Origin of the sequence: Ruegeria sp. THAF33, assembly GCF_009363615.1 — a bacterium.
Taxonomy (GTDB): domain Bacteria; phylum Pseudomonadota; class Alphaproteobacteria; order Rhodobacterales; family Rhodobacteraceae; genus Ruegeria.
On sequence record NZ_CP045384.1, the window covers coordinates 2,032,495 to 2,059,176 of the forward strand.

Below are 26,682 nucleotides of genomic sequence, written 5' to 3' on the forward strand. Positions count from 1 at the left end.
GAAGCGTTCTTTGCGCCAAATGGTAGCCTCGCTAAAGCGTCCGCACTGATCTCGATGGCTGCGTTCGCCATAGTTTTGCGAACGACCGAAATACGGACAGAGTTGCCGTCCGCCTGGACAGCCCGATTGTCCGGTGATGAATGCTGATGATCAAAATGCAACAAAGCACCCATGTTTCCATGGGCGCTTTGGTTAGTATGAAGGCTCTTACCGTGCCAGTTGGTAGCGCTTCATCGACATTGTAGTTGCATCGATCATGCTCATAAACTTCTCAGCAGCCGGAGCAGAGACAAAGCTGTCCATGGATGCTTGCGCTGCCTCCGCGCTTTCCCAATTGACGACAACCGCCCATTTGTCGTCTGCGAAGGCGGCTTGCCGGGAGATGAAGCCAGGCTGTTTACTGACGTACTCGTCCTCAATGGCCTTGTCGACCGGCTCGAACGCTTGAGCTGAAACACCCTCGGCAAGGTTCATTGTCACAATCTCGATTACACCAGTTTCTTGAGCCATAGCTGTGCCTCCTAGCATCATCGTGAGGGTGATCAGGAATGCTCTCATGTTTGCCCCCGATCAAAACTTGCCGTTGTCATGAGCCATTTCCGCAGGGATATCTGCGATCACGTCCCAATGCTCAACGATTTTGCCGTTTTCGACGCGGAACAGATCATAGAACGCTGTCGGCTTGTCGGCGAATGTGCCCTCGGAGGCGGTGAAGACAAAGTTGCCCTCGGCCACAACAATGTGAACATCCGAGTATATCATCTGGATGCCTCGCTCGGCCATGCCAGCGAGTGCCGCACCCAAACCGTCCAGGCCGTCAGCAATGTTGCTGTTGTGCTGGATGTAGGTCTCGGTGGACAAGAAGTCCGTGATCCGGTCAACCTCGCCATTATTCAGGATGGTGTTCACAAAGTCCGTGACCAAGGCTTTGCTCTCGGCCGTCTTGTCCAGATCGGTAATCTCAGTCGGACCATCGGTTTGGGTGTGACCCGAGGGGTTCGGCGGTGTAACTGGTGTCAGATTGTCCCAATGTTCGGCAACCTTGCCGTCTTCGACACGGAAGACATCGAACCCAACCAGAGTTTCAGCACCGAACGCCTGAGCGTTGTTGTAGGTGGTGTGCAGGACAACCATATCGCCTTCAGCGATCACCCGGTGGATGTCCACCTCGATCCCGCTTTCTTTCAGACCAGGAATGAAGCCAAGGATCGGCGCAGCCCCTGTGGGGACGGCTGGGTTGTGCTGGATATAATCCTTTGCCAGCAGCTGTTCGGCGGCAGTTGCGTCGAAGTTGACAAAAATGGCGGCTACGGCCTCCATTACGAGTTCTTTAGGTGTCATTGTTGTAGTCCTCTCTTGGTTTGATTTGACGACATTCACGCGGCGCAAGCCTGCACTGAGGTGATCGTGAATTCTGTGCCCCAGGGGTCGACCGTCTGGCCGGGCGTGAGACTTGCGGGGTCAGCCAACAGCTCAACACTCGCGAGACCTGTGGTTTCGACAGAGCGCGGGCCTGCCCCCTTTGATTGCCAAGCATTCGCCGCAAGATGGTGATGGTAGCCACCGGACCCGAACCAGCGGGCTGAGGGCAGCTCAAATGTTTGAACCATACTCAGCTCGTCGGTAACGAACTTGGCTGCCTTGCTGACATCACCGACACGTAAATGAACGTGTCCGATGACTGTGCCTTGCGGTGCGCCTTGCCACTGTGTGGCATCTTCCGTTAGTGATTTCAGGTCGAGCGGGTGCGTTGTCATGTGGATGGTATCGCCTTGGCGTTTCCACGCTTCGCGAGGCAGATCACGATAGATTTCGATGCCGTTTCCTTCGGGATCGTTCAGATACAGCGCCTCGCTGACACCGTGGTGGGATGCGCCATCCAGGCGAACACCGCGCTCATCCGCGTAGATCAGCCATGCGCCGAGGTCTTGTTTGGACGGCAACAGAAATGCGGTGTGAAACAGCCCCGCCTCTTTAGGAAAGGGTCTAGCGTTTCGGTCCTGGCGCAACTCGATCAGCGTTCCGGCCTCGGTGCCGAGGAATGCGCTTTCACCGTTGCGTTCGATCAGGCCGAGGCCAATCACCTCTTCATAGAAGGTGGCGGTCTTATCCAGATCGCGCACCGTCAGGGCGACCTGACCTATTGAGATGGGGGCGTCTGACGTTGCCATGTTCTTTTCTCCTGCGATTCAGCTTGAGAGGAACTTAGCGATGGTCTTTTCTCCATGAAATGGCGATAAGAGCGAGTGTGTATCGCGTAAATGGAGACAATGCTATGGACCGGATCGACGGGATGCAGAGCTTCGTGGCTGTTGTGGAATCCGGTTCTTTTACCGCCGCTGGACAACGGCTTGGCATTTCAAACAAGCTGGTCAGCAAACGTGTGGCCCAGCTTGAAAACATGGTTGGGCTGAATCTTCTTCATCGCACCACCAGGTCTATGTCGTTGACCCACGAGGGGGAGCGATATCTGGAAGGAGCGCGACGGGTGCTGGCTGAATTGGAGCAGTTGGAGACTGAGTTTGACGCTTCAGAGGGCTTGAAGGGCATCGTTCGTGTGGCTGCGCCCCTTACCTATGGCGACACGGCGGTGGCTAAAGCAGCAAGCCGTTTCGTAGAGCAACACCCGAACGTCACGGTCGAATTGGACTTGTCGGATCATTATGCCGATCTGGCCAAGGGCGGTTTCGATATCGCAATACGGATCGGCGCGCTCAGTGACTCCAGTTTGGTCGTTCGCAAGCTCGGTGAAACGCATATGAAAGTCGTCGCGACTCCTTCCTACCTTGAAGAACATGGCGCACCTTCACATCCTGCGGAACTGTCTGACCACATCTGCATCCGTGATGCCAACAACCCCGATCCAAACCGCTGGCCGTTCCAGATCGAAGGGCAAACCGTGCAGGTGCCTGTCTCTGGCCCATTTCTGGCAAATAGTCCTCCCGCCTGCCTCGTACCAACGCGCGCCGGGCGTGGGATCTTCATATGCCCAGATGTGTTTTTGGGGGACGACCTTGAAACCGGACGTCTTGTGCAACTCTTTCCGGAGTTCCACTCCCGCACTTTGCCGATCCAAAGCGTGCAGTTACCTTCGGCCTTTCGAAAGCCGCGTGTAAGGGCCTTTGTGGAGTTTATGCGTGAAGAGATTCGGGCGTAGGTCGGCTCGAAAGTGGCCATTCGTGCAGTGTGCAGCATTTGGTAGGTATGGGCTCACAGCAGTCGTTAGCGAAGGCTTATCAGAATGGCCGCTTTGGGCCGGAATTCCCCTGACCTATCCCCGTGCCATGAGAGACCGAAGTCAGGTGTAGTCACGAGGACGCTGGAAAACCCTTGTTCTCTTCTCGAATTCCGATTGAACGTTGAAGAAGTGAAATCAGGCGCGACTTGCGGTATCAGATTTTTTCTCCTGGACTTCTTCATGAACCCCGAAGAAACACTCGCCCCCGCAGTGAGGCGAAAGACACCGGCCTCCGGCTGTGCAGCCAGAGCGTTTCAACAAGGTACGTCATTCTCAGAGTTCCCACCAAAGAAGAGGCCCGGCGTTCTCCTCTACGTTCGCTTGCCGAAAAACCGAGAATGCTGCATCATCAAGCGAGTGAAGCACGGCTTCAACATCAGGTAGGGACTATTGCTACATATGTGCTGCGCGCCAAATTCACCCTCAAAAAATACATATAAAACAATACCCTACGCTCAGTCGCACAAATCCATCATGAGTGCCACGCTTAAACGCGCAGCTTGTGTTGCCTTGCCTGTCACAGCAACGCCTCCGTCCTGCTATGCTTCGAAGTCCGATGGCCTGTCAGTGGCTTTGACCATCCGAATCAAGTCGAAAAGCCCTAACACATTCCTCTGACGACGTCCCGACGGCGACCATTATCAGTGAGTTGCTTCCGATCAGACACCATATCGGCTCATCACCATCTGGACACTGCTTTCGATCGTTTCAGTCATCTCGGCTTCGCTGAGCACCCCACCCGTAAACAGCAGCGGCCAGAAGGCGCGCGCCTTGATCAGGCCAATGAATTCGCGCCCGGCCCGTTCCGGATCATCGATCCGAAGCTGCCCATCCTCGGCCGCATCTTTGAGCATGGCAATGAATGTCGCCGTCTTGTCCAGCTTGCCCTGCGCTTCCGCCGCAAGCGTCGGGTTGCGCAAGGTTTCGCTGATCACCATCCGGGCCATTGCGATAACATCGGGCCGCATCAGAATGCGCCCTTCGGCCCAGGCCAGTTCAGTCAGTTGCGTACGAATATCGCGACCTTTTTCATACCGAATTTCCAGCACTTCAGCAAAGCGACTTGACAATTCGACCACGATGGAGCGGAACAGGTTTTCTTTACTTTCAAAGTACTTGTACAACGTACGCTTGGACACTTCGGCCCTTGCTGAAATGCGATCCATACTGGCCGCGGCAAAGCCCTTTTCCTGGAACTCGGCCACGGCAGCTTCGATGATCTGTGCGCGCTTGGACGCATTCTGTGCGCTGCATTCGTTCATGTCAGAGCTATAGACCTATTGACGTGCCCCGGTCAAACACTAGGTAAACGCAGGAGTTTACAAGGGCGAAATTATATGCCATGAGTAAACCCGCGAGTTTACCAATTGCGGAAACCAGCACCAACAGGAGACCCCCTCATCATGGCTCTTAAATTGAACCTGAACGGCACGACCCACGAGGTTGATGCCGAACCCGGAACGCCTCTTCTCTGGGTGATCCGAGACGAACTTAAACTGACCGGCACAAAATTCGGCTGCGGCGTGGCATCCTGCGGGGCCTGCACCGTGCACGTAAATGGTGAGCCCGTCCGTTCCTGTCAGACATTCATTGAAGACGTCGAAGACGCCGAAGTCACGACCATCGAAGCTGTCGGTGACGACAAGATCGGTGCCGCCGTACAACAGGCCTGGGTCGAACTGGATGTCGTCCAGTGCGGCTATTGCCAGTCGGGTCAGGTGATGTCGGCTGTCGGGCTGTTGTCCGAGAACCCGAAACCGTCAGTCCAGGAGATTGACGAGTACATGTCCGGCAACGCCTGCCGCTGCGCCACCTATCAACGCATTCGCGCCGGCATCCAGCGCGCGTCTGAAATTCTGGAGGCCTGATCCATGACCATCAACACTTCTCGCCGTGGGTTTCTGAAAAGCGCCGCCGCTGCCGGTGCCGTCCTCCTGGTCGGCACCCGTCCGGACGGTGCGCTGGCCGCGGCCTCGTCCGAGACCGCGCAGTTCAATCCATTTGTGAAGATCGATGCCGATGGCACCGTGACCGCCATCGTCAAACATTTTGAAAAAGGTCAGGGCCCGGCGACCGGACTGCCGACGCTGATTGCCGAAGAAATCGGCCTGACCATGGACCAGATCGAATACGAGTTCGCCCCCTCGGATCCGAATGTCTACAACAACCTGCTGTTCGGCCCATTCCAGGGCACCGGCGGTTCGACCGCGATGGCGAATTCGTGGCTGCAATACCGTCAGGCCGGTGCTGCCGCGCGCGAAATGCTGATCAACGCCGCCGCGCAAAGCTGGGGCGTGGATGCATCCGGCATCACCATCGAAGACGGCATCGTGAAGGCAGGCGACAAGTCGGCTCCGATCGCTGAATTCGTGTCCGCTGCGTCGCAACTGGACGCTCCGGCAGAGCCACGCCTGAAGGACCCATCCGAATTCCGTCTGATCGGAAATGAAACGGTGCGCCGCAAGGATACGGCAATCAAAAGCAACGGCCAGGCGATGTTTGCCATGGACGTTCACCTACCCAACCAGATGATCGCCATGATCAAACGCCCCGAAGCGAAGGGCGGCATCGCGCTGGGCTTTGATGACAGCGCATCGAAAGAGGTCAAAGGCTATATCAGCGCCGCGGTTCTGCCCAATCAGGCAGGCGTCGCGGTGTATGCCGAGAACACCTGGGCCGCGATTCAGGCACGCGATGCGCTTGAGGTCGAATGGGACATGTCCGGCGCGGAAACCCGCAACTCGGACCAGATCAAGGCCGAGATCATGGCCGCGCTGGAGGCGGAGCCCACGTATAACGTCAACAAGGCGGATTTTGCCGCTGTGGCAGCCGCCATCGACGGCGCGGACAAGGTCGTTGAAAAAACGTTCTACTTCCCACTGCTGGCCCATGCCCCGATGGAACCGTTGAACTGCACCATCGAGCAGACCGCAGACGGAGACATCGTTCTGCATGACGGGGCACAAATGCCGACGGGTCCTCATATGGCCTACCAGCAGATCTTTGGCCTGCCGGCCGAGAAGATCCACATCAAAACCATGCTAGCAGGCGGGTCGTTCGGGCGCCGCGCCACCCCGGATGCGGATTATCAGGTCGAGGCCGCCCTGGCCTTTGTCGTCACTGACCGCTCGCGCCCGGTGAAACTGGTCTGGACGCGCGAAGACGACATTCGCAGCGGATATTACCGACCGGCCTTTGGCCACAAGGTTCGTGTGGGTCTGGACGCCGAAGGCAACATCGTCGGGTGGCAGCACCAGATTGCCGGCCAATCCGTGATCAAGGGCACCCCGTTCGAGGCTGTTCTGGTTCATGACGGCATCGACCACAGCTCGGTCGAAGGCGTTTCGGACAGCCCCTACAGCATCCCCGGCATGGCGGTAGGTCTTACCGACACGCCAAAGGCGACGACGGTTCTGTGGTGGCGCTCGGTCGGGCACACTCACACCGCCTATGCGATGGAAACCATGATGGATCTGGTGGCCGAGGCCGCCGGTCGTGATCCGGTGGAGTTCCGTCTGGCCCATCTGTCCGACAGCAGCAACCCGGACCAGCAACGCAAGGCAGCTGTTTTGAAGCTGGCGGCCGAAAAGGCAAACTGGGGCAATGCGCCAGAGGGCCGATCGCAGGGGATTGCCGTTCACAAGTCCTTTGGGTCTTACGCGGCTGAAGTGGTCGAAATCTCGGGCGATCCGGAAAGTGGCATCAGGATTGAAAAGGTCACCTGTGCCGTGGATTGCGGTATCGCCGTGAACCCCGATATCGTGCGGGCCCAGATGGAAGGCGGCATCGGCTATGGCATTGGCCATGTGATGCGTGACCAGATCACTCTGACAAGCGGGGCCGTTGATCAATACAACTTCCCGGATTACGAACCGCTGCGCATCGGGGATATTGCTGCAATCGACGTGCACATCGTGCCATCGGCCGAAGCGCCGACCGGCGTCGGAGAACCCGGCACGCCACCGTCGGCACCGGCTTTGGCCAATGCGATCAAGGCCCTGTCAGGTTTGCATGTGGCGCAATTGCCCATGGAAGAACATGGCGTAAGCTTTGCCTGAAAACAGCTCTCCGCGCCGGTCAATACCGGCGCGGGCGTTCCTTGAATACCCAAGTCAGAATTTGATCAAATTTGGTGACAAAGCACATCCATTGAAGTAAATCACTGGGGAGTTTCACCGACGGAGCCCCCAATGGATCTGAGAGCCCTGCACAATTTTCGCGTTGCCGCATGTGACCTGAACGGTCAGATGCGGGGCAAACGCGTGCCCCCCGGCTATGCCGACAAACTGGGAAAAGGCGCCGTGCGAATGCCGTTTTCGGCACTGAACGTAGACCTGTGGGGCGCTGATATCGAAGGAAGCCCGCTGGTCTTTGAAACCGGCGACGCTGATGGGGTGCTGCGCCCGACCGAACGCGGCCCGGTCCCCGTGCCCTGGCTGGATACGGAAACAGCGCTGGTGCCGATGTGTCTGTATGATGATGACGGCGTACCCTTTCCGGGCGACCCGCGGCATGCCCTGTCCGCCACACTCGACCGCTATGCGCAACGCGGCTGGTCCGTTGTTGCCGCGACGGAGTTGGAGTTCACGCTCGTTGACGCTTCTGGCGCGCAGCCGCAACCGCCGGTGAATCCGATCACAGGGCGGCGCCTTGCGGATGAGGCCGTTCTGTCGGTTGCCGAAATGGACGCGTTCGAGGCGTTCTTTACCTACCTGTACGATGGCTGCGCCGCAATGGGCATCCCCGCGCAGACGGCCATTTCCGAAAGCGGCATCGGCCAGTTCGAAATCAACCTGAACCATCAGGACGCCATGCGCTGTGCCGATGATACGTGGCTTTTCAAGGCATTGACGCGTGGTTTGGCGCGTAGGCACGGATTTGCGGCCACCTTCATGTCCAAGCCTTATGCCGATGACGCGGGCAACGGAATGCATGTGCATTTCTCGGTGTTGGACCAGAACGGACACAATGTGTTCGACAACAACGGGCCGGAAGGCACCGAGATATTGCGGTCTGCCGTAGCGGGCTGTGTCGCGGCCATGCCGGGCAGTACGCTGATATTTGCACCTCACGGCAACTCCTACACACGGCTCATACCGGGTGCACATGCGCCCACGGGCGCCTGCTGGGCCTATGAAAACCGAACGGCCGCCATTCGCATCCCGGGGGGGGCGCCCGCCGCACGGCGCATCGAACACCGCGTCGCCGGCGGGGACATAAACCCGTATCTGATGCTGACCGCGGTTCTGGGCGCGGCACTTGTCGGCATCGAGGACAGCTTGACCCCACCTGCCCCGATCACGGGGAACGCCTATGACATCGCGGACCTGCCTCAACTGATGCCGGATTGGTCGAGCGCGATTGACAGGTTCGCCACGGACCCCCTGGTGGCCCGGCTGTTCCCCGCTGACCTGATCCGCTATCTGACCATGACCAAACGACAAGAGATCACCCGATTTGCGAACATCCCGCCCGAGGATCACTGGCTGAGCTATCTCGAGACGGTTTGACCCCCTTGCCGCGTCAACCAGTCTCGGTTAGGATTAATTTGATCAAATTTGGTGACACATGAAAATCGGTATTCTACAAACCGGCCACACCCCCGAAGTGCTACAGGACGAATTCGGGGATTATGACGAACTTTTCCCCGCGTTGCTGCGTGACAACGGGTTCGAGTTCGTGACCTTCGCCGTCGTGGACAGCACTTTCCCTGATGGTGCGGATGATGCGGATGGATGGATCATTACCGGATCGCGCCACGGGGTTTACGAGGACCTTCCCTGGATCGCCCCGCTGGAAGCGTTGGTGCGCGAGATCCGGGAAAGTGGAAAACCCCTGATCGGCGTTTGCTTTGGCCACCAGATCATTGCTCAGGCACTGGGTGGCAAGGTCGAGAAATTCTCGAAAGGATGGGCCATAGGTCGTACGGAATACGAATATGACGGCAACAGATTATGGCTGAATGCCTGGCATCAGGATCAGGTTGTCGAATTGCCGAAGGAAGCGCGGGTTCTGGGCCGGAATGCCTTCTGCGAAAACGCGATGCTGGCTTATGGAGACACAATCTGGACGGTTCAGGCCCACCCGGAATTCAGCAACGGATTCGTGGCAGGCCTGATGCGGACACGGGGCAAGGGCGTGGTGCCCGAAGACCTGATGCGCGAAGCCGCAAATCGCGAGACGGCCCCGGACGACAACGCCAAAATCGCGTGCCACATGGCCGAGTTTCTAAAGAAAGAGAGAGCCTGATGGCTGATTGGACCGATAAACTGCCGGAAGCCGCAAAGGCATATTTCCACGGGCAACGACTGGACGAAGTTGAATGCATCATTTCGGACCTGCCGGGCATTGCGCGCGGCAAGGCGGTGCCTGCATCAAAATTCGCAAAGCAATCCTATTTCCACCTGCCCGACAGCATTTTTTACCAGACCATCACGGGGGGCTGGGGCGAAGCGGCCGGCGATGACGGGTTCATCGAAAAGGATATGATCCTGAAGCCCGATTTCTCGACCACTTCCGCTGCGCCGTGGACGGGGGATTGGACATTGCAAGTGATCCACGACGCCTACGACCGGGATGACAATCCGATCCCCTACAGCCCGCGTAACGTGCTCAAGCGTGTTGTGCAGCTTTATCATGACAAGGGATGGAAGCCGGTTGTTGCACCAGAGATGGAGTTCTTTCTGGTTGCCCCCAACGTGGACCCGGCGCAGGGCATCAAACCCATGATGGGGCGTTCCGGCCGCCCGGCCGCGGCGCGGCAGGCCTATTCCATGACGGCCGTGGACGAGTTTGGCCCGGTGATCGACGACATCTATGATTTCGCCGAGCATCAGGGGTTCGAGATCGACGGCATCACGCAGGAAGGCGGCGCCGGGCAGTTGGAAATCAACCTGCGTCACGGCAATCCGGTGAAGCTGGCCGATGAAGTCTTCTATTTCAAACGCCTGATCCGCGAGGCCGCGCTGCGCCACAATTGTTTTGCCACCTTCATGGCCAAACCGATCGAGGAAGAGCCGGGCTCGGCCATGCATATCCATCACTCGATCATCGATATGGAAACCGGTCAGAACATCTTTTCTGGTCCTCAAGGGGGTGAGACGGACGCGTTTTACCACTTCATCGCCGGTCTGCAGAACCACCTGCCCGCTGGTCTGGCGGTCATGGCACCTTATGTGAATTCCTACCGGCGCTATGTGAAGGATCACGCGGCACCGATCAATCTGGAATGGGCCCGTGACAACCGCACCACCGGTATTCGCGTGCCCCTGTCCGGCCCGGAATCGCGGCGCGTCGAGAACCGCATCGCCGGGATGGACTGCAACCCGTATCTGGGCATCGCGCTGTCGCTTGCCTGCGGCTATCTTGGCCTGGTCGAGCAGGAACGCCCACGTCGTCAGTTCTATGGCGACGCTTATGAAGGCGAGGGCGATATCCCGCAGGTCATGGGCGAAGCGCTGGACCTGTTCGACGAGGCCACTGCCCTGCACGAAGTTCTGGGCCCCGAATTCGCCCGCGTTTACGGCATCGTCAAACGGGCCGAGTACGAGGAGTTCCTACAGGTCATCTCTCCGTGGGAACGTGAACATCTGCTGATCAACGTCTGAGACCTTCCGTGAACCTGCTCTATTCCAATGACCGCAAGGGCCAGTACCCTGACAGCTGGTATGCCGCGACGGCACATCCGATGGATCGCTTTCCCGCGTTGTCAGAAGACACCAAGGCGGATGTATGCGTTGTCGGTGGCGGTTATACGGGGCTGTCCGCGGCCCTTCATCTGGCCGAAGCCGGATTCGACGTCGTGCTGCTTGAAGCGCACCGCGTCGGCTTTGGCGCGTCGGGCCGAAACGGCGGCCAGTTGGGCAGCGCGCAGCGGATGGACCAGGAAGACCTCGAGCGTCTTGTAGGCGATGCCGACGCCGCCAAGCTGTGGGAACTGGCTGAAGACGCCAAGGATCTGGTCAAATCCCTGATTGCAAAACACAAGATCGCCTGTGACCTGAAACCCGGTGTCGCCGTTCTGGGCCTGAGCAAATCCGAGCAAAAAGAACTGCATGACCACGCCCGCCATCTTTCCGAGCGGTACGGATACGACCAGATCGAGCTGTTGGACGAAAACGCGGGTCATTCGCTGTGCCCGTCGCCAGCTTATCACGGGGGGTATCTGGATATGGGTGCGGCGCATCTGCACCCTCTGAACTTTGCATTGGGATTGGCGCAAGCCGCGGCCAAAGCGGGCGTTCGCATCCATGAAAGCACCGAAGTGACCGGTATTGACGAGGGCCAGACGGCTGTGATCCGAACTGCTCACGGCAACGTTCGGGCCGAGCACGTCATTCTGGCCTGCAACGGGTATCTGGGCGACCTCAATCGTTCCGTCGCCGCCAGGGTCATGCCCATCAACAATTTCATTGCGGCCACCGAACCCCTTGGAGAGGACACCGCCCAGGTTTTGACCCGGGATGTGGCGGTTGCGGATACGAAATTCGTGGTGAACTATTTTCGCCTCAGCGCCGATGGCCGCCTCTTGTTCGGAGGCGGCGAAAGCTATGGCTATCGCTTTCCATCAGATGTCGCCGCCAAGGTCCGCAAACCGATGACCGAGATTTTCCCGCATTTGCGGGATGTGAAGATCGACTATGCCTGGGGCGGAACGCTGGCCATCACAATGCGGCGGATGCCGTATCTGGCCCGTGTCGCACCCAATATTCTTTCGGCTTCGGGATATTCCGGTCACGGTGTCGGCACTGCGACCCATGCCGGACAACTCATGGCGATGGCGATTCAGGGTCAGGCCGAAGGGTTTGACACGATGGCACGCGTGCCCGCGCTGTCTTTTCCAGGCGGCCCTGCCCTGCGCAGCCCGCTTCTGGTGCTGGCCATGACTTGGTTCGCACTGCGCGACCGGCTTGGGGTCTGATCCACGTAAATTGCGACAGATTGGTGAATTTTCGCCTGCCCGGCGATTGAGGGCTTGGATTACCTTCCGATTATCTTTATCTTTCCCAAAGATAGAATTCGGGAATTCCAAATATGACGCTGCCCCCCAACGTTCACGACGCCGAACCCATCCCTGCCGCCGCCAAGGACGCGATCGAGGCCCTGATGCAGTCAGGTGACCTGTTCCGCTATACCGCACCGCAGGATGCCCCGGTGGCCCTGCTGGAAGCCGAGTTCGCGGAACTGTTGGGCACGAAATACGCCTTGGCGGTGTCGTCCTGTTCGGCCGCGTTGTTTCTGTCGCTCAAAGCACTGGGCCTGCCCCGCGATGCGCGTGTTCTGATCCCCGGCTTCACCTTCGCGGCCGTGCCGTCGTCGGTCGTCCACGCCGACTGCATTCCGGTTCTGTGCGAAGTGGGTGAAAACTATCGCATCGACATGGCCGATTTCGAGGCCAAGCTGGACAACGTTCAGGCAGTCATCATCAGCCACATGCGCGGGCATACATCCGACATGGATGCGATCATGGCCTTGTGCGACACACGAAACATTCCGGTGATCGAGGATGCCGCGCATTCGCTGGGCACCACATGGCATGGCCGCAATATCGGTACGATCGGAAAGGTCGGATGTTTCTCGTTCCAATCCTACAAGATGATCAATGCCGGCGAAGGTGGCATCCTGATCACGAATGATGCAGATCTTGTAGCGCGGGCCGTCATCATGTCGGGCGCGTATGAGCACAATTGGAAGAAGCACAAAGGTCCTCAGGGTGACAATTCACCCGAACTGGAAGAGGCCTTTGCCCGCTGGCAGAACAAGCTGCCGCTGTACAATCTTCGCCTGAGCAACCTCAGCGCGGCGGTGATCCGTCCGCAACTTCCGGAACTGGCGCGCCGCGTCCGCGATGGCCTGGCGAACCACGATTACGTGGCCGGTCGCCTGAACACCTCGTCTCATATCGAGGTTCCCGCCCCGCTGCCCCCCGAGCAGCGTGCGCCGGATTCAATCCAGTTCAATCTTGTCGGAATGCAGGAACATGAGATCCGCGCCTTTGCCGCAGCGTCCGAGGCACGCGGCGTCAAGGTTCAGGTTTTTGGTCTGAGCGAAGACAACGCCCGCGCCTTCTGGAACTGGCAATTCCTTCCGGAAACTTTCGACCTGCCCAAGACGCGCGACATGCTGATGAAGGCCTGTGACGTGCGCCTGCCCGTCCGCCTGACCCGCGAAGAGCTGGACGTGATTGCAGACATCCTGCTGGCATCGGTTGGCGAAGTGACCGGCCCGATGCCGGTTTATGGCACGTAGGACGAAGGCATTTTGAACAAGAAAGGCCCGCACAATGCGGACCTGTTTCTTGGTTCGGAACGGATCAGTTCAGCTTGGACAGTTTTTGCTGCAACTCGGCCAGCTGTTTCTTGATGTCGTCCAGATCCTCTTTTGGTTCGGACTTGTCCTCTTCCTTTTCCGGGCTGGACCATCCGCTGGACAGCCCACTGGTCATCGCCTTCAGGAAAGCCTGTTGCTGCGCCTGCAACGCGTCAAAACCCGGCATCTGAGACATCGGATTCATCGCGCTCATGTTTTCCATCATCTTGTTTTGGCTTTCGCGCAGCATCTCGAACGAGCTTTGCAGAAACTGGGGCATCATCCCCCCGCCCGGCAGCATGTAACTGCGCACCAGATCATTCAGTACATTCACCGGCAGCACGTTTTCACCCCGGCTTTCATGTTCGGCAATGATTTGCAGAAGATACTGGCGCGTCAGGTCATCGCCGGTTTTCAGATCAATGATCTGTACTTCGCGCCCGTCACGGATGAACCCCGCGATGTCTTCGAGCGTCACGTAATCGCTGGTCTCGGTGTTATACAGCCGACGGCTGGCGTAGCGCTTGATCAGCAGCGGTTTTTCTTGGTCCGACACCGGGTTCCCTCCCCAAGGATGATGCGTTGCAGCACAGGTTATGCGAGTGCAGCACAAAAAGAAAGGGCAGGTCAATGGACCTGCCCAACGCGATTGCACCTAATGGGAGGGTTGGGTGCGCTTCGCGGACGTTTCTTACTTTGCAGCTGCAGCTTTCTTGGCTGCGGTGGTGACCTCGTTGGTCGCCTTTTTGACGGCAGCGGTTGCTTCTTCCGCGGCGTCTTTGCCGGCAGCCATCAGCAGCTCGACGGTTTCGGTCTGAACTTTTTTCGCGATTTCAGCGAAAGCGGCCAGGTTTTCAGCTGCAACTTCAGCCGACGCGCTTGCGAAGTCGGTTGCGGCTTTTGCGTAGTCAGCAGGCTCTGCCTTGGCTTTCGACATCTCGCTCAGCTTGGCCAGGGTGTCCTTGGTCCATTTGTTCGAGATCTCGGCCGATTTCTCAGCAGCGTCCAGGGCAACGCCCGACAGCTTCTCGTTCAGCGAAGCGGTCGATTTGAATGCGCCTTCCATTGCGGTGGTGTCCACCGGAAATGCACCCATCATGTCTTTCATGATCGCGGTAAAGTCTTGGGTCTTTGCCATTGTCCTAATCCTTTTAGCCTGTCCGGGCCCACCCCGGGTTTCATCAGCTTAAGGACAATATGATTGCTGCACCGCAGCATTGCAAGTTTTTTCTTGCTGCGACGCAGAATTTTTAAGTTTCAAAATGAAATCAGGCGTTTGGTTTCGCCACAACATAAGTCCCGGGTGCGGATGCAAGGCTCGGGTGCTTCGAATCACCCGGCTCACGGGCCGGAACCTGCTTGCCGGAGCGCTTCTTCAACCACGCGTCCCACATGGGCCACCAGGACCCCTCGTGAAAATCAGCTTCTTTCAGCCAGGTGCTGGCGTCCGACTTCATATCCGGGTTGGTGTAGTGGCCATATTTCTTCTTGCTGGGCGGGTTCACGATGCCCGCAATATGACCCGATTCTGAAACCACGAAGGTTTTGGACCGCGAGCCCATTTTCTGCACGCCGCGGTAACAGTCTTTCCATGCCGCGATGTGGTCGGTTTCGCAGGTTATGGCCATCAGCGGCACATCCACGTCTTCGAGTTTCAGCTTGTGCCCCATCAACTCGAAACCGTCGGTTGCGAACTCGTTGCGCTGGCAGAGGCCTCGCAGATATTCCACGGCCATTTTTGCTGGCAGGTTTGCACCATCGCCGTTCCAGTAGAGCAGATCAAAGGCCGGAGGCACTTCCCCCATCATGTAGCTGCGAATGGCCGGACCATAAATCAGGTCGCGTGATCGCAGGAACGACATGGTGCGCGCCATGATCCACGACCGCAGAACGCCCTCCTTTTTTACTTCCTCTTCGATTCCGTCGATAAAGTCGTTTTGCAGGAATGGCGTAAACTCACCCTGATCGGAAAAATCCGTCAGTGCCGTGAACAGCGTTGCGGATTTGACCGATTTGTCGCCACGCTGTTTCAGCAAGGACAAGGTCAGGCTCAGCGTCGTGCCCGCGATGCAATAACCCACAGCGTTGACTTGTTTGACCTTGCAGATCTTCTTGGCCGTTTCGATTGCGGTCAGGAAACCGTCCTGAATATAGTCTTCCATGCCGGTTTCGGCGTAGCTTTCATCCGGGTTCACCCAGCTTACGACAAACAGGGTATAGCCCTGTTCGGTGATCCATTTGATCATGCTGTTCTGGGCTTTCAGATCTAGAATATAGAACTTGTTGATCCAGGGCGGGAACAGAACGATGGGCGTCTCGTAAACCGTTTCAGTCACCGGCTTGTATTGGATCAGCTCCATCATCCGGTTGCGATATATGACCTCGCCCGGCGTTGTCGCCAGGTTTCCACCAACCTCGAACGCGCTTTCATCCGCCAGTTTGACGACCAACTCGCCATCATTGGCTTCGAGGTCTGAAACAAGGTTCTCCAACCCTTTTATCAGCGACTGACCTTCGGTCTCGACCGCCTTTTGCAGAGCATCCGGGTTAGTCGCCAGAAAATTCGTGGGCGCCATCATGTCGATGATCTGCTGCGAGAAATACTGTAGGCGTCGTTTGTCCTTGGCATCCAGATCATCGACCGACGAGACAGCCTGCGCAATCGCTTCCGCGTTCGTCAGGTATTGCTGCCGGATCAGTCGGAAATAAGGGTTTGTCTCCCAAAGGGGATTGGAAAACCGTTTGTCACCGGGCTTGGTTTCCTCGGTTTCCACCTCACCCGTTGTCAGCGCTTTCTGCGCTTCGGCAAAGTTGAGAACCGACTTGCCCCAGAATTCTATTTGTTGCTCCAACAGTTTGGCGGGATTTTGCCATGCATCGGCCCAATACGCTGTTGCTGCTCGTGCGAAAAGCTCTTGATTCGGGCCGTCCAGCGCTGGGGTGTGCGACTTTTTTGACGCCATAATTTCAATCAGGCGCTTCGAGAGCTGCTCGACCTTTTCCATATTTTCTTTAATGCGTTCAATATGTTCTTCGGACACGTCCGGCATTTGGTCTTCACTTGTTGTCATTTTAACAATTCCACCCTAACCTCGCTGCCATGCAGAATAACGTCGTGGGTGCTGGGGGGCAAAGCGACGAATGGTCCGAACTCTCAGGATGACACTCAGGAGGCCCCATTTATGCGCTATATGATGACCTACGACCTTATGGAGTCCATGCGTAACACCAACCAGTGGCTTGGTGCAACCGCAAGCGCGATGGCGTCCTACCCGCTGTTTTCCATGACACCCAACCCGGCGTTCAGTTGGATGGCTGCCTGGGGCGAAGTCACCGAACGAACCTTCCAGCGAATGATCGTCAAACCTGACTGGGGCATTCGTACCTTCACCTGCGAGGATGGAAAGGACCATCTGGTCGAGATCACGACCGTTCTGGAACGCCCCTTCGGCGATCTGGTTCACTTCCGTGTCAACGGCCGGGAAGAACAACCGCGCAAGGTCCTGCTGGTTGCGCCCATGTCCGGCCACTACGCCACGCTGCTGCGCTCGACCGTCAAAAGCCTGCTGGTTAATTGCGAAGTTTACATCACCGATTGGCATAATGCGCGCGATATTCCTGTGTCTGCCGGCAAGTTCGATGTCGAAGACTACACGCTCTACCTTGTAGATTTCATGAAGGAACTGGGGCCGGACACGCATGTCGTCGCGGTTTGTCAGCCCGCCCCGCTGACACTGGCGGCCACCGCCTATCTGGCCGAGGTCGAACCCAAGGCTCAACCCAGTACCCTGACACTGATTGGCGGGCCGGTGGACCCGGACGCGACCCCGACCGACGTCACCGACTTTGGACGCCGTGTGACGATGGGTCAGCTGGAAGAAACCATGATTCAACGAGTCGGGTTCAAGTACAAAGGTGTCGGGCGTATGGTTTACCCCGGCCTGCTGCAACTGGCGTCGTTCATGTCGATGAACGCCGATCGCCACTCCAAAGCGTTTTCCGATCAGATTCAGCGTGTTATCCGCAACGAAGCCTCGGACCTGGATGCCCATAACCGTTTCTATGACGAATATCTTGCGGTGATGGACATGACGGCCGAGTTCTATCTGTCGACGGTCGAACGCGTGTTCAAAAACCGCGAGATCGCACGCAACGAATTTGTTGTCGCCGGCCACAAGGTGGATATCGGCAAGATCACCGATGTTGCCGTGAAATCGGTCGAAGGTGCGAATGACGATATCTCGGCGCCCGGTCAATGTATTGCTGCCCTGGACCTGTGCACCGGCTTGCCAGACAGCAAAAAGGCCAGCCACGTAGAACCCGGAGCGGGCCACTATGGCATTTTCGCGGGCCGCAGCTGGCGCGACAACATTCGCCCGCTTGTGATTGATTTCATGAACGAAAACAGCCGCAAGAAACCTCGCCGCGCAGCGAACACCAACAAGGTCGCCTGATGAACATGGGCGGGCCGGCACATGGTGGCCTCGCCTTTTCGTGCAGTTGCGGCCAGTTGAAGGGTCAAATCTCGGACCGGGGCGTTCGGCTTGGAACCCATGTCGAGTGTTTTTGTCATGACTGCCGCGCGGCGCAGCTGTATTTCGGGCAGCCCGACCCGGCCCCAGGCCCGGTGGACATCTTCCAGATGGCACCGGATGAAATCGAAATCACCGCCGGAGGCCAATTCCTTTCGGCCATGAAACTCAGCCCAAATGGCATGCTGCGATGGTATGCCAGCTGCTGCAACGCCCCGCTGGCGACGACGCCACGGACTGCCCGTTTGCCCTTTGCAGGGTTTATCGTCGGCAGGATTACCGGTGACGTTTCTGCATTGGGGCCGGTCACGACCCGTGGGTTTGTCGCTCGACCCGATGGAAAACAAAAACACGAAAAGGTCAGGTTTGCGGCTTTTGGCCTTTTGCGCCGCGCCCTGCTATCGCGCCTGTCAGGACGGTGGAAGAAAACGCCGTTTTTCGACCCCGAGACCGGCGATCCTGCGGTCGTACCGAATGTCATTTCGAAAGACGAACGCGCGGCGCTTTGCCCCTAGACAAACCTTTGCGGGATATTCAGCCAGGTTTCCAAGGCTTTGTTCACGGCATCGGGCGCTTCAAGCGGCAGAAGATGTCCGGCATTTTCAACGATCTCCAACGCGGCCTCTGGTATCAGGTCAGACATGAAAGAATGCCGTCTGACCGGGGTAAGCGTGTCATGGGCACCGCACATGATCAAAGTGGGGACATTGATGCGGCGCAACGATCCCTGTTGGTCGGGTCGGCGCTGCAAGGCACGCATTTGGCGCACGAATGTCTCGGCGCCCAGATCATTCGCCATTGCCAAAAGATCATTCAGAATGGGGATTCGCCTGGGCCCCGGCGCCAAAGTATCGGTGCCGACCAGTTGGCGCATGACCTCTTCCAGCCGCCCACCCAGGGCCCCGATGATCAGATCCTCGCGACTGGCCGCGATCTGAGGTGTGTCCGCCTGTGCGTCCGTCGACATCAGGCACAGGCGCGTCACCCGTTCCGGTGCCCGCCGGATCAGTTCCAGCCCCACAACACCACCCATGCTCAGGCCCGCCAATGCAAACCGATGTGGCAGCTGATCCAACAGCCCCGAGGCGATCTCTTCAATTCGCTCGCCTCCGGAAACAGGTGCAACAGTGACAGGCCGTGACCGTGACAACACCTCGATCTGAGGTCGAAACAGCCGGGCATCACACATCAACCCAGGCAACAACACCAGCGGTTCGTTCACGCGGGGGCTCCATCTGCTCGGTTTTCCGAGTCCGTCCAGTTGTTGTCAGGATGAGAGTTTTGCCGCAGCCGGGCAAGGAAAACTTCACGGGTAGGCGATGGCCCGAAATGCCGGGAAATCGGCGTAACGGGATTGCCGGGCCGCAAGGTCTTCACCGGGTTCAGCGCCGGGCCTCAACAGACACCCACGCGGAGCAATATAGCTGTCGATCCGGCGATGCGGCCTGGGCCGCCAGACAAGGTTGAACGCGCAGAGCTTGGGGAAGAACCAGATTTCGGAATACTCCAGATGATCGTGCATCCACCACGCCAGATCTCGCCAGTCCCTGCCCTGCGCGTATTGATCCGCGAACCACGGGATAACGATGGATGCCCCGGCAATCCGCGCATCCCCTTCCCCGCGATCCCAGATGTGGCATTCCAGCGGGTGATCGTTTCGGGCGCAGTTCAGCTTGTTTTCATTGCCAAACCGGTTCAAGGACGATGAACGATAACCCGACCTGACCGCGACCCGGCCAAATGTCTCTTCCAAAGGGTCAAGAAGGGTTTCGCAAAAAGCGCGGCCTGTTTCGATCGCCAGATCCGGGTTGTCCGGAATATTCTGCTTTTGGTGGAAGTTGCCGATTTCCGAATACAGAAAATCGCGCATGAAGAAGTGCCGGGACAAGCGGACACGACCCAGGGTCTCAAGGCTCCACATGCTGCCCGGCTTACGCATCTTGCATCCTTTTATCCGATCAGGGTTTATTCCACCCCCAAGCCCTTCAGCCACTCCAGAATACCAGCAACGGCGGCATCGGTTTGACCCGGCGACATCAATCGCCCCGCGATAACATGTGAAGACGGATCGTCACCCGGCCCCATCGTCACCAGCCTGACCGTTGCCGGAGCGCCCCAGGCCTCGGCAACCTTGTGCGTCCGGTCCGGCCGCACAACCTGATCATCATCCGAAAACCAGAACAAGGCGGGTATCAGGGCCTCAGAGAAATCCAGCGCATAGACCGTATCCACCAGCACGGACATCGGCACGACGGCTTCCCACGGGTAGACCGACGTCCAGTACCTGTTCTTCTCTGGGTCCGGCCCTGACACATCGCGTTCTTGCCCCATCAAAACAGGCAACCAGCTTCTTGCCCATGGCAATGAAGGCACCCACGCCGCGACGGTATTCACACCAAAGTTCGGCGAGACAAAAACCATGCCGACCACATCCTGGCTGAGATCGGCATCCAACGCAGCGGCCGCCGCCAGCGTTCCTCCGGTCGAGGTGGAAATGACGATCACCTTTTCCCCGACCGCGCGCGCCGCTGCCAGCCCTTCTGCGGTATCCTGCATCCAGCCCGAGGCCGTACCCTCGGCCATTGCCGGCCCATCCCGACCGTGACCTTGCAGCCGGGTGTAGACCAGATTGGCGCCCAAAGCGTCAGCCACCAGATCAGGCACGGGGCGGATTTCCTCGGAACTTGCTGAAAAACCGTGGATGTACAGAACAGAATACGGCGTGCGCTGTTCCTTGTATCCGTCCTGCCAGATCACGCGCTTTTCGACACCCGGAACGATGTCATCATAGGCGGACTCGGTGCTTTCAAAATAAACCTGAACACCTTCACCAAATTTCCGAGCGTCAAAGGTCGGGTGCAGGTTCACTTCCTCGCGCGGGCCGAACCAGTAGACCAGGCCGCCAAGAACAACCAGCGCCAGAAGAGCGCGCCCCAGAAACCAACCAAAGCGCCGCATCAGGCTTCTCCCAACACGTCAAGTACCGCGGTCTCGATCAAACCCAGGCACTTCTCGTCCGAGAAGCGATGATCAGCCCCCTTGACCAACAGCAGCCGCATGTCAGGACCCGCAGCATGTTCCAGCAGCCGCACGGCTGTTTCGGTCGAAACCGCCGTGTCTGCGGTGCCTTGCAGAAACCGAACCGGGAACGGCAGATCCAGAGCGCCCCGCAGAACCAAATTCTGGCGTCCGTCTTCGATCATGCGCTTGGTGATGATATAGGGTTCCATATAGTCGGACGGCAGCTCGACATGGCCGACAGTGTCCAGCGCAGCCTTTTGTGCGTCGCTGAACGAAGCCCAATACCCGTCCTCGGTGAAATCCGGCGCGGCGGCGATTGTGACCATGCCTGCAATTCGCGCGGGCATGACCTTGGCCAGCAGCAATGCCTGCCATCCCCCCATTGATGAGCCAACCACGATCAAAGGTCCGTCCGTCAATGCCTTTACCGCAGCCAATGTGTCCTGATGCCAGTCACCGATACAGCCCTCGGTGAACGCGCCCGAGCTTTCGCCGTGGCCGGAATAATCGAACCGCAAGAACGATTGCCCCCGCGCCTGTGCCCAGGCTTCCAGATGCACGGCCTTGGTGCCTTCCATGTCCGATTTGAGCCCGCCCAGAAAAACGATGGTCGGTCCTGCCCCTTCGGTCTTGTGATAAGCCAGTCGCCGCCCCTGCGGCGTCTCCAGAAAATCCGTCGCTGCCATGAAACCCTCTTTCCTTTTCCTGCATCATGCACGCCCCACCCCCGAGTGCAATTCCGCCCACTTCATCTTTTTCCAAATACTCCGGGGAGCGCGAGGGGCTGGCCCCTCGCCCCCACTCTTGACACAGGCCCATCCACCTGCCACATGGGCCGAACACACATAACCCGCAACCGGGCGTTCAGTGGGCGCCAAACCGACGAGGAGAGCCGATATGGCCCTGGATTCTCAATCCGTCTCTCTCACCTTTCCCGATGGCAATGCACGCACCTACGCCGCAGGCGTCACGCCCGCGCAGGTGGCTGCCGACATCTCAACCTCGCTGGCCAAAAAGGCCATCTCGGCCACCGTTGACGGCCAGCACTGGGACCTGCAATGGCCCATCGAATCCGACGCGCAGATCGCCATCCACACCATGAAGGATGAGGCCCAGGCCAATGAGCTGATCCGCCACGATCTGGCCCATATCATGGCGCGCGCGGTTCAGGAAATCTGGCCCGCCACCAAGGTCACCATCGGACCCGTCATCGAAAACGGCTGGTATTATGACTTCGACCGCGAAGAGCCGTTCACGCCGGAAGATCTCGGCCTCATCGAGAAAAAGATGAAAGAGATCATCAACAAGCGTGATCCCGTCACCACCGAGGTCTGGGACCGCGAGCGCGCGATCGAGTTCTACAAGGCCAACAACGAGCCCTACAAGGTCGAGCTGATCGAGGCTATTCCCGGCGACGAGCCGCTGCGCATGTACTGGCACGGGCACTGGCAGGATCTGTGCCGAGGTCCGCACCTGCAACATACCGGGCAGGTTCCGGGGGATGCGTTCAAGCTGATGTCCATCGCCGGCGCCTATTGGCGTGGCGACAGCGACCGTGCGATGTTGCAGCGCATCTATGGTGTGGCCTTCACCGGAAAGGAGAAGCTGAAAGCGCACCTGCATATGCTGGAAGAGGCCGCCAAGCGCGACCACCGCAAGCTGGGCCGCGAGATGGACCTGTTCCACATGCAGGAAGAGGCCCCCGGCCAGATTTTCTGGCACCCCAACGGCTGGACGATCTACACCCAGTTGCAGGACTACATGCGCCGTCAGCAGCGCAACGGCGGCTATGTCGAGGTCAACACGCCGCAGGTTGTAGACCGCAAACTGTGGGAAGCATCGGGCCATTGGGACAAGTATCAGGAAAACATGTTCATCGTCGAAGTGGACGAGGAACATGCCCGCGAAAAGGCGATCAACGCGCTCAAGCCGATGAACTGCCCCTGCCATGTGCAGATTTTCAATCAGGGCCTGAAATCCTATCGCGACCTGCCGCTGCGCATGGCCGAATTCGGGTCTTGCAACCGCTATGAACCGTCAGGTGCGCTGCACGGTATCATGCGTGTGCGCGGCTTTACGCAGGATGATGGGCACATCTTCTGCACCGAAGACCAGATCGAGTCAGAAACCGCAGAGTTCATCCGGTTCCTGTCCCGGATCTACAAGGATCTGGGATTCGAGAACTTCTCGGTCAAATTCTCGGATCGCCCCGAGAAACGGTCGGGGTCGGATGAAGTCTGGGACAAGGCCGAAGCCGCGTTGCTCAGCGCGACACGTGCTGCCGGGATCGAGCCGGAGCTCAACCCCGGTGAAGGCGCCTTTTATGGTCCCAAGCTGGAATTTGTTCTGACGGATGCGATCGGTCGCGATTGGCAATGCGGCACGCACCAGGTTGACTTCGTGCTGCCCGAACGCCTTGAAGCCACCTATATCGGCGCTGACGGCGGCAAGCACCGCCCCGTCATGCTGCATCGCGCGACGCTGGGCTCGTTCGAGCGTTTCATCGGTATCCTGATCGAAGAACACGCCGGCAAGCTGCCCTTCTGGCTTGCGCCGCGTCAGGTCGTGGTTGCATCCATCACCTCAGATGCGGATGGCTATGTCGCCGAAGTGGTCGAAACGCTGCGCGCCGCCGGTGTGCGGGCCGAAGCCGACATTCGCAACGAAAAGATCAACTACAAGGTTCGTGAACACTCGGTCGGCAAAGTTCCGGTCATTCTGGCCGTCGGCCATCGCGAAGTTGAAGACCGTACCGTCAGTGTCCGGCGTCTGGGCGAAAAACAGACGCAGGTCCAACCGCTTGACGTTGTAACAAACGAGCTGTCGCAGGCAGCCACCCCGCCGGACTTGCTGTAACAATCGGCAGCATATTGCTGGGAATCTGGCCCCCGAATTGGGGCCAGATTGAAACAATTCACTCTTTCTTCATCAAAAACAATGCATTACGCTGCAAGAGGGCACGCCGCCCTTTGACGTGCTTGTGAGACACGGGCTCGTGAATTCAACTCTGTCTATCAAGCTACTACCTTTGTCATTGTCACAAGCAGACATACCCAGTCATCAAGAGGATTACCGAGATGTCGAACACAGCCAAGTCCCTGGTTATCGCAACCGCAGTCGCAGCCGCCGTATCGGGCGCCGCAACCACTGCATCCGCTCAGGCAAAGGAAAAATGCTATGGCGTATCGCTGGCCGGTCAGAATGACTGCGCCGCGGGCCCCGGTACCACCTGCGCGGGCACCTCGACCGTTGATTATCAGGGCAACGCATGGACCCTGGTTGACGCAGGCACCTGCGCGGATATCGAACTGCCCGCACAGGCAGACGGCACCCCGCGCAAAGGCTCGCTGGAAGCCCTGGATCGCGATCTGCCCGCATAAGAACGGCCTGACGAATTCAGGGGCGGGCACCATCGCCCGCCCCTTCCCTTTCGTGATCAAGGAACTGACCCATGCTGGATGATGCCCACCGGTCGAACCGTCTGCCCGCAGCGCCGGGCGTTGGTTACAAGCCGCAACACTTCGCTCAGATACTTGAACACGCACAGCCCGTCGCATGGTTGGAAATCCATGCCGAGAACTACATGGGCGACGGCGGGCGGCCTCTGGCGCAGCTGCGCCACCTTTCCGAACAATTCCCGATCTCGGTCCATGGCGTTGGCCTGTCCATCGGCGGCGAAGGCGCGCTGGACCCTGATCACCTGGCCCGGCTGAAATATCTGATGGGTTGGCTGAATCCCGCCAGCTTTTCCGAACACCTGGCCTGGTCCACCCATGACACCCATTTCTACAACGACCTGCTGCCCCTGCCCTATACCGACGCAACACTGACACGCGTTTGCGATCATATCGATCAGGTTCAGGACACCGTCGGACGGCAGATGCTGTTGGAAAACCCCTCAAGCTATTTGGCTTTTGAAGAAAGCACCTGGTCCGAGCCCGACTTCCTGCGCGAAATTGCGCGTCGCACCGGTTGTGGCTTGTTGCTGGATGTCAATAACGTCTTTGTCTCTGCCACCAATCTGGACTTTTCTCCTCAGGGTTACATCGATGCCTACCCACTTGAAAAAGTGGGGGAAATTCACCTTGGCGGCCATGACGAGGATGAAGACGATCACGGCCATCCGCTGCTGATCGACAGCCACGGGCGTGAAGTGGTCGACCCGGTTTGGGCGCTGTTGGATTACGTGCTGGAACGCACGGGACCGAAACCCGTCCTGATCGAGTGGGACACCGACGTACCGGACTGGTCCATTTTGCGGGAAGAGGCCGTTCGCGCGCAGACCGCCCTTGAACGGATCCCGGCATGAGCGTTTCGCAATCCGAATTTCGCGCGGCCATGATGGATGCGTCAGCCCCTGTCCCCGAAGGTTTGCTTGACGCCCAGGCGCAGCCAGCCGGTCGTCGGTTCAGCGTCTATCGCAACAATGTCGCCGTGTCCTTAACCGAGGCGATGCATCAGGCGTTTCCAGTCATCACCAAGTTGCTGGGGCCACAGAACATGGACGGGCTGGCCGGGATATTTCTGCGCCAGCACCCGCCATCATCACCGCTGATGATGTTCTACGGTGAAGCCTTTCCCGAATTTCTGGCCGGAATGCAGCAGCTTTCCCATCTTGGTTACCTACCGGATGTGGCGCGGCTGGAACTTGCGTTGCGCAAGTCGTACCACGCCGCCGACAGCCAACCCGCCCCGGCAGACGCGCTGGCCGCAGACCCCGAACAGGTCATGCGAACCCGGCTGCGTTTTGCCCCGGCCATGCGGGTGGTACGGTCGGACTGGCCCATTCACGCGATCTGGCGTTTCAACACCGAAACCGACGCGCCGAAACCCGATGCGCGCGCCGAGGATGTTTTGATCACGCGCCCGGAATTCGACCCGGTTGCCCAGTTGCTGCCCGTCGGCGGCGCCGATTGGATCGCCCATATGCAAGGCGGCGACATGATCGGCGAAGCGTTTGAAAAAACCGCTGCGGCGCAGCCGGAATTTGACCTTGGAACCACTCTGGCACTGCTTTTGCAGGGCGGTGCAATAACTTCTGTGACTATCGAAAGGCTGGAGACATGACTGCCCTGATCTCACTTCACAACAATGTTCTGGGAAAAGTGGACCTGGCGTCCAACTGGCTTACACCCACGCTGGCGCGACTGGTCTTTGTCGCGGTTCTTCTGGTCTATTACTGGAACTCGGCGATGCTGAAGATCGACGGCTCGATCTTTTCACCTTCGGCCGGTGCCTTCGGTCAGATTTTCCCCAAAGCCGCCGAAGCCGTCCTTTACGACGTATCCCAAATGACGTTCTTTCAACGGGTCGTCATTTTCTTTGGCACGGTTGCAGAATTCGTCCTTCCCGCGCTGCTGCTGGTCGGTCTGTTCACCCGCTTGGCGGCCTTGGGTATGATCGGTTTCATCTGGGTGCAGACCCTGGTCGACGTCACCGGCCATGGCGTGAAACTGGGCAGCCTGTTCGACGCGGCGCCATCCATTATGGATCAGCGCACGATGTGGACGTTCCTGATGCTGGTGATCGTGATCAACGGTGCAGGCCCCATCTCACTTGATCGGATCCTGCGTCTGAAATGAC

At 58.3% G+C, this 26,682-nt stretch carries 26 protein-coding genes; 15 read left to right on the forward strand and 11 right to left on the reverse strand.

Annotated elements, in window-relative coordinates; translation table 11 throughout:
* Positions 1–207: 207 nt before the first annotated feature.
* From FIU92_RS10170 to FIU92_RS10180, 3 genes are read right to left on the reverse strand one after another with little or no spacing between them, the layout of a single operon-like run.
* The gene (locus tag FIU92_RS10170; protein WP_152458462.1) at positions 208–558 is read right to left on the reverse strand and encodes an antibiotic biosynthesis monooxygenase; all 351 of its coding nucleotides are present in this window, start codon (positions 556–558) and stop codon (positions 208–210) included.
* A gap of 12 nt (positions 559–570) precedes the next feature.
* Complete coding sequence (locus FIU92_RS10175) at positions 571–1,341, reverse strand: nuclear transport factor 2 family protein (protein ID WP_152458463.1); 771 nt, start codon at positions 1,339–1,341, stop codon at positions 571–573.
* A 35-nt stretch (positions 1,342–1,376) separates the two neighbouring features.
* The gene (locus tag FIU92_RS10180) at positions 1,377–2,171 is read right to left on the reverse strand and encodes a VOC family protein (protein ID WP_152458464.1); all 795 of its coding nucleotides are present in this window, start codon (positions 2,169–2,171) and stop codon (positions 1,377–1,379) included.
* A 104-nt stretch (positions 2,172–2,275) separates the two neighbouring features.
* On the opposite strand from FIU92_RS10180, the gene FIU92_RS10185 reads away from it, so the two are divergent.
* Positions 2,276–3,157, forward strand: a complete 882-nt coding sequence (locus FIU92_RS10185; RefSeq protein ID WP_172978484.1) for a LysR family transcriptional regulator — start codon at positions 2,276–2,278, stop codon at positions 3,155–3,157.
* A gap of 740 nt (positions 3,158–3,897) precedes the next feature.
* On the opposite strand, the gene FIU92_RS10190 is transcribed toward FIU92_RS10185, so the two are convergent.
* The gene (locus FIU92_RS10190; RefSeq protein WP_152458466.1) at positions 3,898–4,500 is read right to left on the reverse strand and encodes a TetR/AcrR family transcriptional regulator; all 603 of its coding nucleotides are present in this window, start codon (positions 4,498–4,500) and stop codon (positions 3,898–3,900) included.
* 141 nt (positions 4,501–4,641) lie between these two features.
* On the opposite strand from FIU92_RS10190, the gene FIU92_RS10195 reads away from it, so the two are divergent.
* From FIU92_RS10195 to FIU92_RS10225, 7 genes are all read left to right on the forward strand, one after another.
* Positions 4,642–5,106, forward strand: a complete 465-nt coding sequence (locus tag FIU92_RS10195) for a (2Fe-2S)-binding protein (protein ID WP_152458467.1) — start codon at positions 4,642–4,644, stop codon at positions 5,104–5,106.
* 3 nt (positions 5,107–5,109) lie between these two features.
* Positions 5,110–7,296 carry a xanthine dehydrogenase family protein molybdopterin-binding subunit gene (locus tag FIU92_RS10200; protein ID WP_152458468.1) on the forward strand — a complete coding sequence of 729 codons (2,187 nt, stop codon included), beginning with the start codon at positions 5,110–5,112 and terminating at the stop codon, positions 7,294–7,296.
* A 132-nt stretch (positions 7,297–7,428) separates the two neighbouring features.
* Positions 7,429–8,748 (forward strand): glutamine synthetase family protein, encoded by a 1,320-nt coding sequence (locus tag FIU92_RS10205; RefSeq protein WP_152458469.1) that lies wholly within the window; start codon positions 7,429–7,431, stop codon positions 8,746–8,748.
* A gap of 58 nt (positions 8,749–8,806) precedes the next feature.
* A complete protein-coding gene (locus FIU92_RS10210; RefSeq protein WP_152458470.1) occupies positions 8,807–9,487 on the forward strand; it encodes a type 1 glutamine amidotransferase in 681 nt (226 codons plus the stop codon).
* Positions 9,487–10,845 carry a glutamine synthetase family protein gene (locus FIU92_RS10215; protein ID WP_152458471.1) on the forward strand — a complete coding sequence of 453 codons (1,359 nt, stop codon included), beginning with the start codon at positions 9,487–9,489 and terminating at the stop codon, positions 10,843–10,845. The genes FIU92_RS10210 and FIU92_RS10215 overlap by 1 nt, the downstream gene beginning before the upstream one ends.
* A gap of 8 nt (positions 10,846–10,853) precedes the next feature.
* Positions 10,854–12,158: an FAD-binding oxidoreductase gene (locus FIU92_RS10220; RefSeq protein WP_152458472.1), complete on the forward strand. Its 1,305-nt coding sequence runs from the start codon at positions 10,854–10,856 to the stop codon at positions 12,156–12,158.
* 113 nt (positions 12,159–12,271) lie between these two features.
* A complete protein-coding gene (locus FIU92_RS10225) occupies positions 12,272–13,486 on the forward strand; it encodes a DegT/DnrJ/EryC1/StrS aminotransferase family protein (protein ID WP_152458473.1) in 1,215 nt (404 codons plus the stop codon).
* Positions 13,487–13,550: 64 nt separating this feature from the next.
* Here the strand turns inward: FIU92_RS10225 and phaR are convergent, their stop codons facing one another.
* The 3 genes from phaR to FIU92_RS10240 all read right to left on the reverse strand — a co-directional run bounded on the left by phaR (position 13,551) and on the right by FIU92_RS10240 (position 16,617).
* Positions 13,551–14,102 (reverse strand): polyhydroxyalkanoate synthesis repressor PhaR, encoded by a 552-nt coding sequence (gene phaR, locus FIU92_RS10230; protein WP_152458474.1) that lies wholly within the window; start codon positions 14,100–14,102, stop codon positions 13,551–13,553.
* A 135-nt stretch (positions 14,103–14,237) separates the two neighbouring features.
* Positions 14,238–14,684, reverse strand: coding sequence for a phasin family protein (locus FIU92_RS10235; protein WP_152458475.1), 447 nt, complete (start codon positions 14,682–14,684; stop codon positions 14,238–14,240).
* Positions 14,685–14,814: 130 nt separating this feature from the next.
* On the reverse strand, positions 14,815–16,617 hold the full coding sequence (locus FIU92_RS10240; RefSeq protein ID WP_152458476.1) for an alpha/beta hydrolase: 1,803 nt from the start codon (positions 16,615–16,617) through the stop codon (positions 14,815–14,817).
* A gap of 111 nt (positions 16,618–16,728) precedes the next feature.
* Here FIU92_RS10240 and phaZ point away from each other — a divergent pair, with 111 nt between their 5' ends.
* A complete protein-coding gene (phaZ, locus tag FIU92_RS10245; RefSeq protein ID WP_152458477.1) occupies positions 16,729–18,000 on the forward strand; it encodes a polyhydroxyalkanoate depolymerase in 1,272 nt (423 codons plus the stop codon).
* On the forward strand, positions 18,000–18,593 hold the full coding sequence (locus tag FIU92_RS10250; protein ID WP_254705292.1) for a DUF6151 family protein: 594 nt from the start codon (positions 18,000–18,002) through the stop codon (positions 18,591–18,593). Before phaZ ends, FIU92_RS10250 begins: the two co-directional genes overlap by 1 nt.
* Here FIU92_RS10250 and FIU92_RS10255 read toward each other — a convergent pair.
* From FIU92_RS10255 to FIU92_RS10270, 4 genes are all read right to left on the reverse strand, one after another.
* The gene (locus tag FIU92_RS10255) at positions 18,590–19,300 is read right to left on the reverse strand and encodes an alpha/beta fold hydrolase (RefSeq protein WP_152458478.1); all 711 of its coding nucleotides are present in this window, start codon (positions 19,298–19,300) and stop codon (positions 18,590–18,592) included. The genes FIU92_RS10250 and FIU92_RS10255 overlap by 4 nt on opposite strands.
* 84 nt (positions 19,301–19,384) lie before the next feature.
* The gene (locus FIU92_RS10260; RefSeq protein ID WP_152459886.1) at positions 19,385–19,999 is read right to left on the reverse strand and encodes a hypothetical protein; all 615 of its coding nucleotides are present in this window, start codon (positions 19,997–19,999) and stop codon (positions 19,385–19,387) included.
* 44 nt (positions 20,000–20,043) lie between these two features.
* On the reverse strand, positions 20,044–21,036 hold the full coding sequence (locus tag FIU92_RS10265; protein WP_152458479.1) for a carboxylesterase: 993 nt from the start codon (positions 21,034–21,036) through the stop codon (positions 20,044–20,046).
* Positions 21,036–21,785, reverse strand: coding sequence for an alpha/beta fold hydrolase (locus FIU92_RS10270; protein WP_152458480.1), 750 nt, complete (start codon positions 21,783–21,785; stop codon positions 21,036–21,038). Before FIU92_RS10270 ends, FIU92_RS10265 begins: the two co-directional genes overlap by 1 nt.
* A 211-nt stretch (positions 21,786–21,996) precedes the next feature.
* Here FIU92_RS10270 and thrS point away from each other — a divergent pair, with 211 nt between their 5' ends.
* The 5 genes from thrS to FIU92_RS10295 all read left to right on the forward strand — a co-directional run bounded on the left by thrS (position 21,997) and on the right by FIU92_RS10295 (position 26,681).
* Complete coding sequence (gene thrS / locus FIU92_RS10275; protein ID WP_152458481.1) at positions 21,997–23,955, forward strand: threonine--tRNA ligase; 1,959 nt, start codon at positions 21,997–21,999, stop codon at positions 23,953–23,955.
* 221 nt (positions 23,956–24,176) lie between these two features.
* Complete coding sequence (locus FIU92_RS10280) at positions 24,177–24,479, forward strand: DUF2282 domain-containing protein (protein WP_152458482.1); 303 nt, start codon at positions 24,177–24,179, stop codon at positions 24,477–24,479.
* Between the two features lie 71 nt (positions 24,480–24,550).
* Positions 24,551–25,408, forward strand: coding sequence for a DUF692 family multinuclear iron-containing protein (locus FIU92_RS10285; RefSeq protein ID WP_152458483.1), 858 nt, complete (start codon positions 24,551–24,553; stop codon positions 25,406–25,408).
* Positions 25,405–26,166, forward strand: a complete 762-nt coding sequence (locus tag FIU92_RS10290) for a DNA-binding domain-containing protein (RefSeq protein ID WP_152458484.1) — start codon at positions 25,405–25,407, stop codon at positions 26,164–26,166. The genes FIU92_RS10285 and FIU92_RS10290 overlap by 4 nt, the downstream gene beginning before the upstream one ends.
* The gene (locus FIU92_RS10295; protein ID WP_152458485.1) at positions 26,163–26,681 is read left to right on the forward strand and encodes a DoxX family protein; all 519 of its coding nucleotides are present in this window, start codon (positions 26,163–26,165) and stop codon (positions 26,679–26,681) included. The genes FIU92_RS10290 and FIU92_RS10295 overlap by 4 nt, the downstream gene beginning before the upstream one ends.
* Position 26,682: the final 1 nt, after the last annotated feature.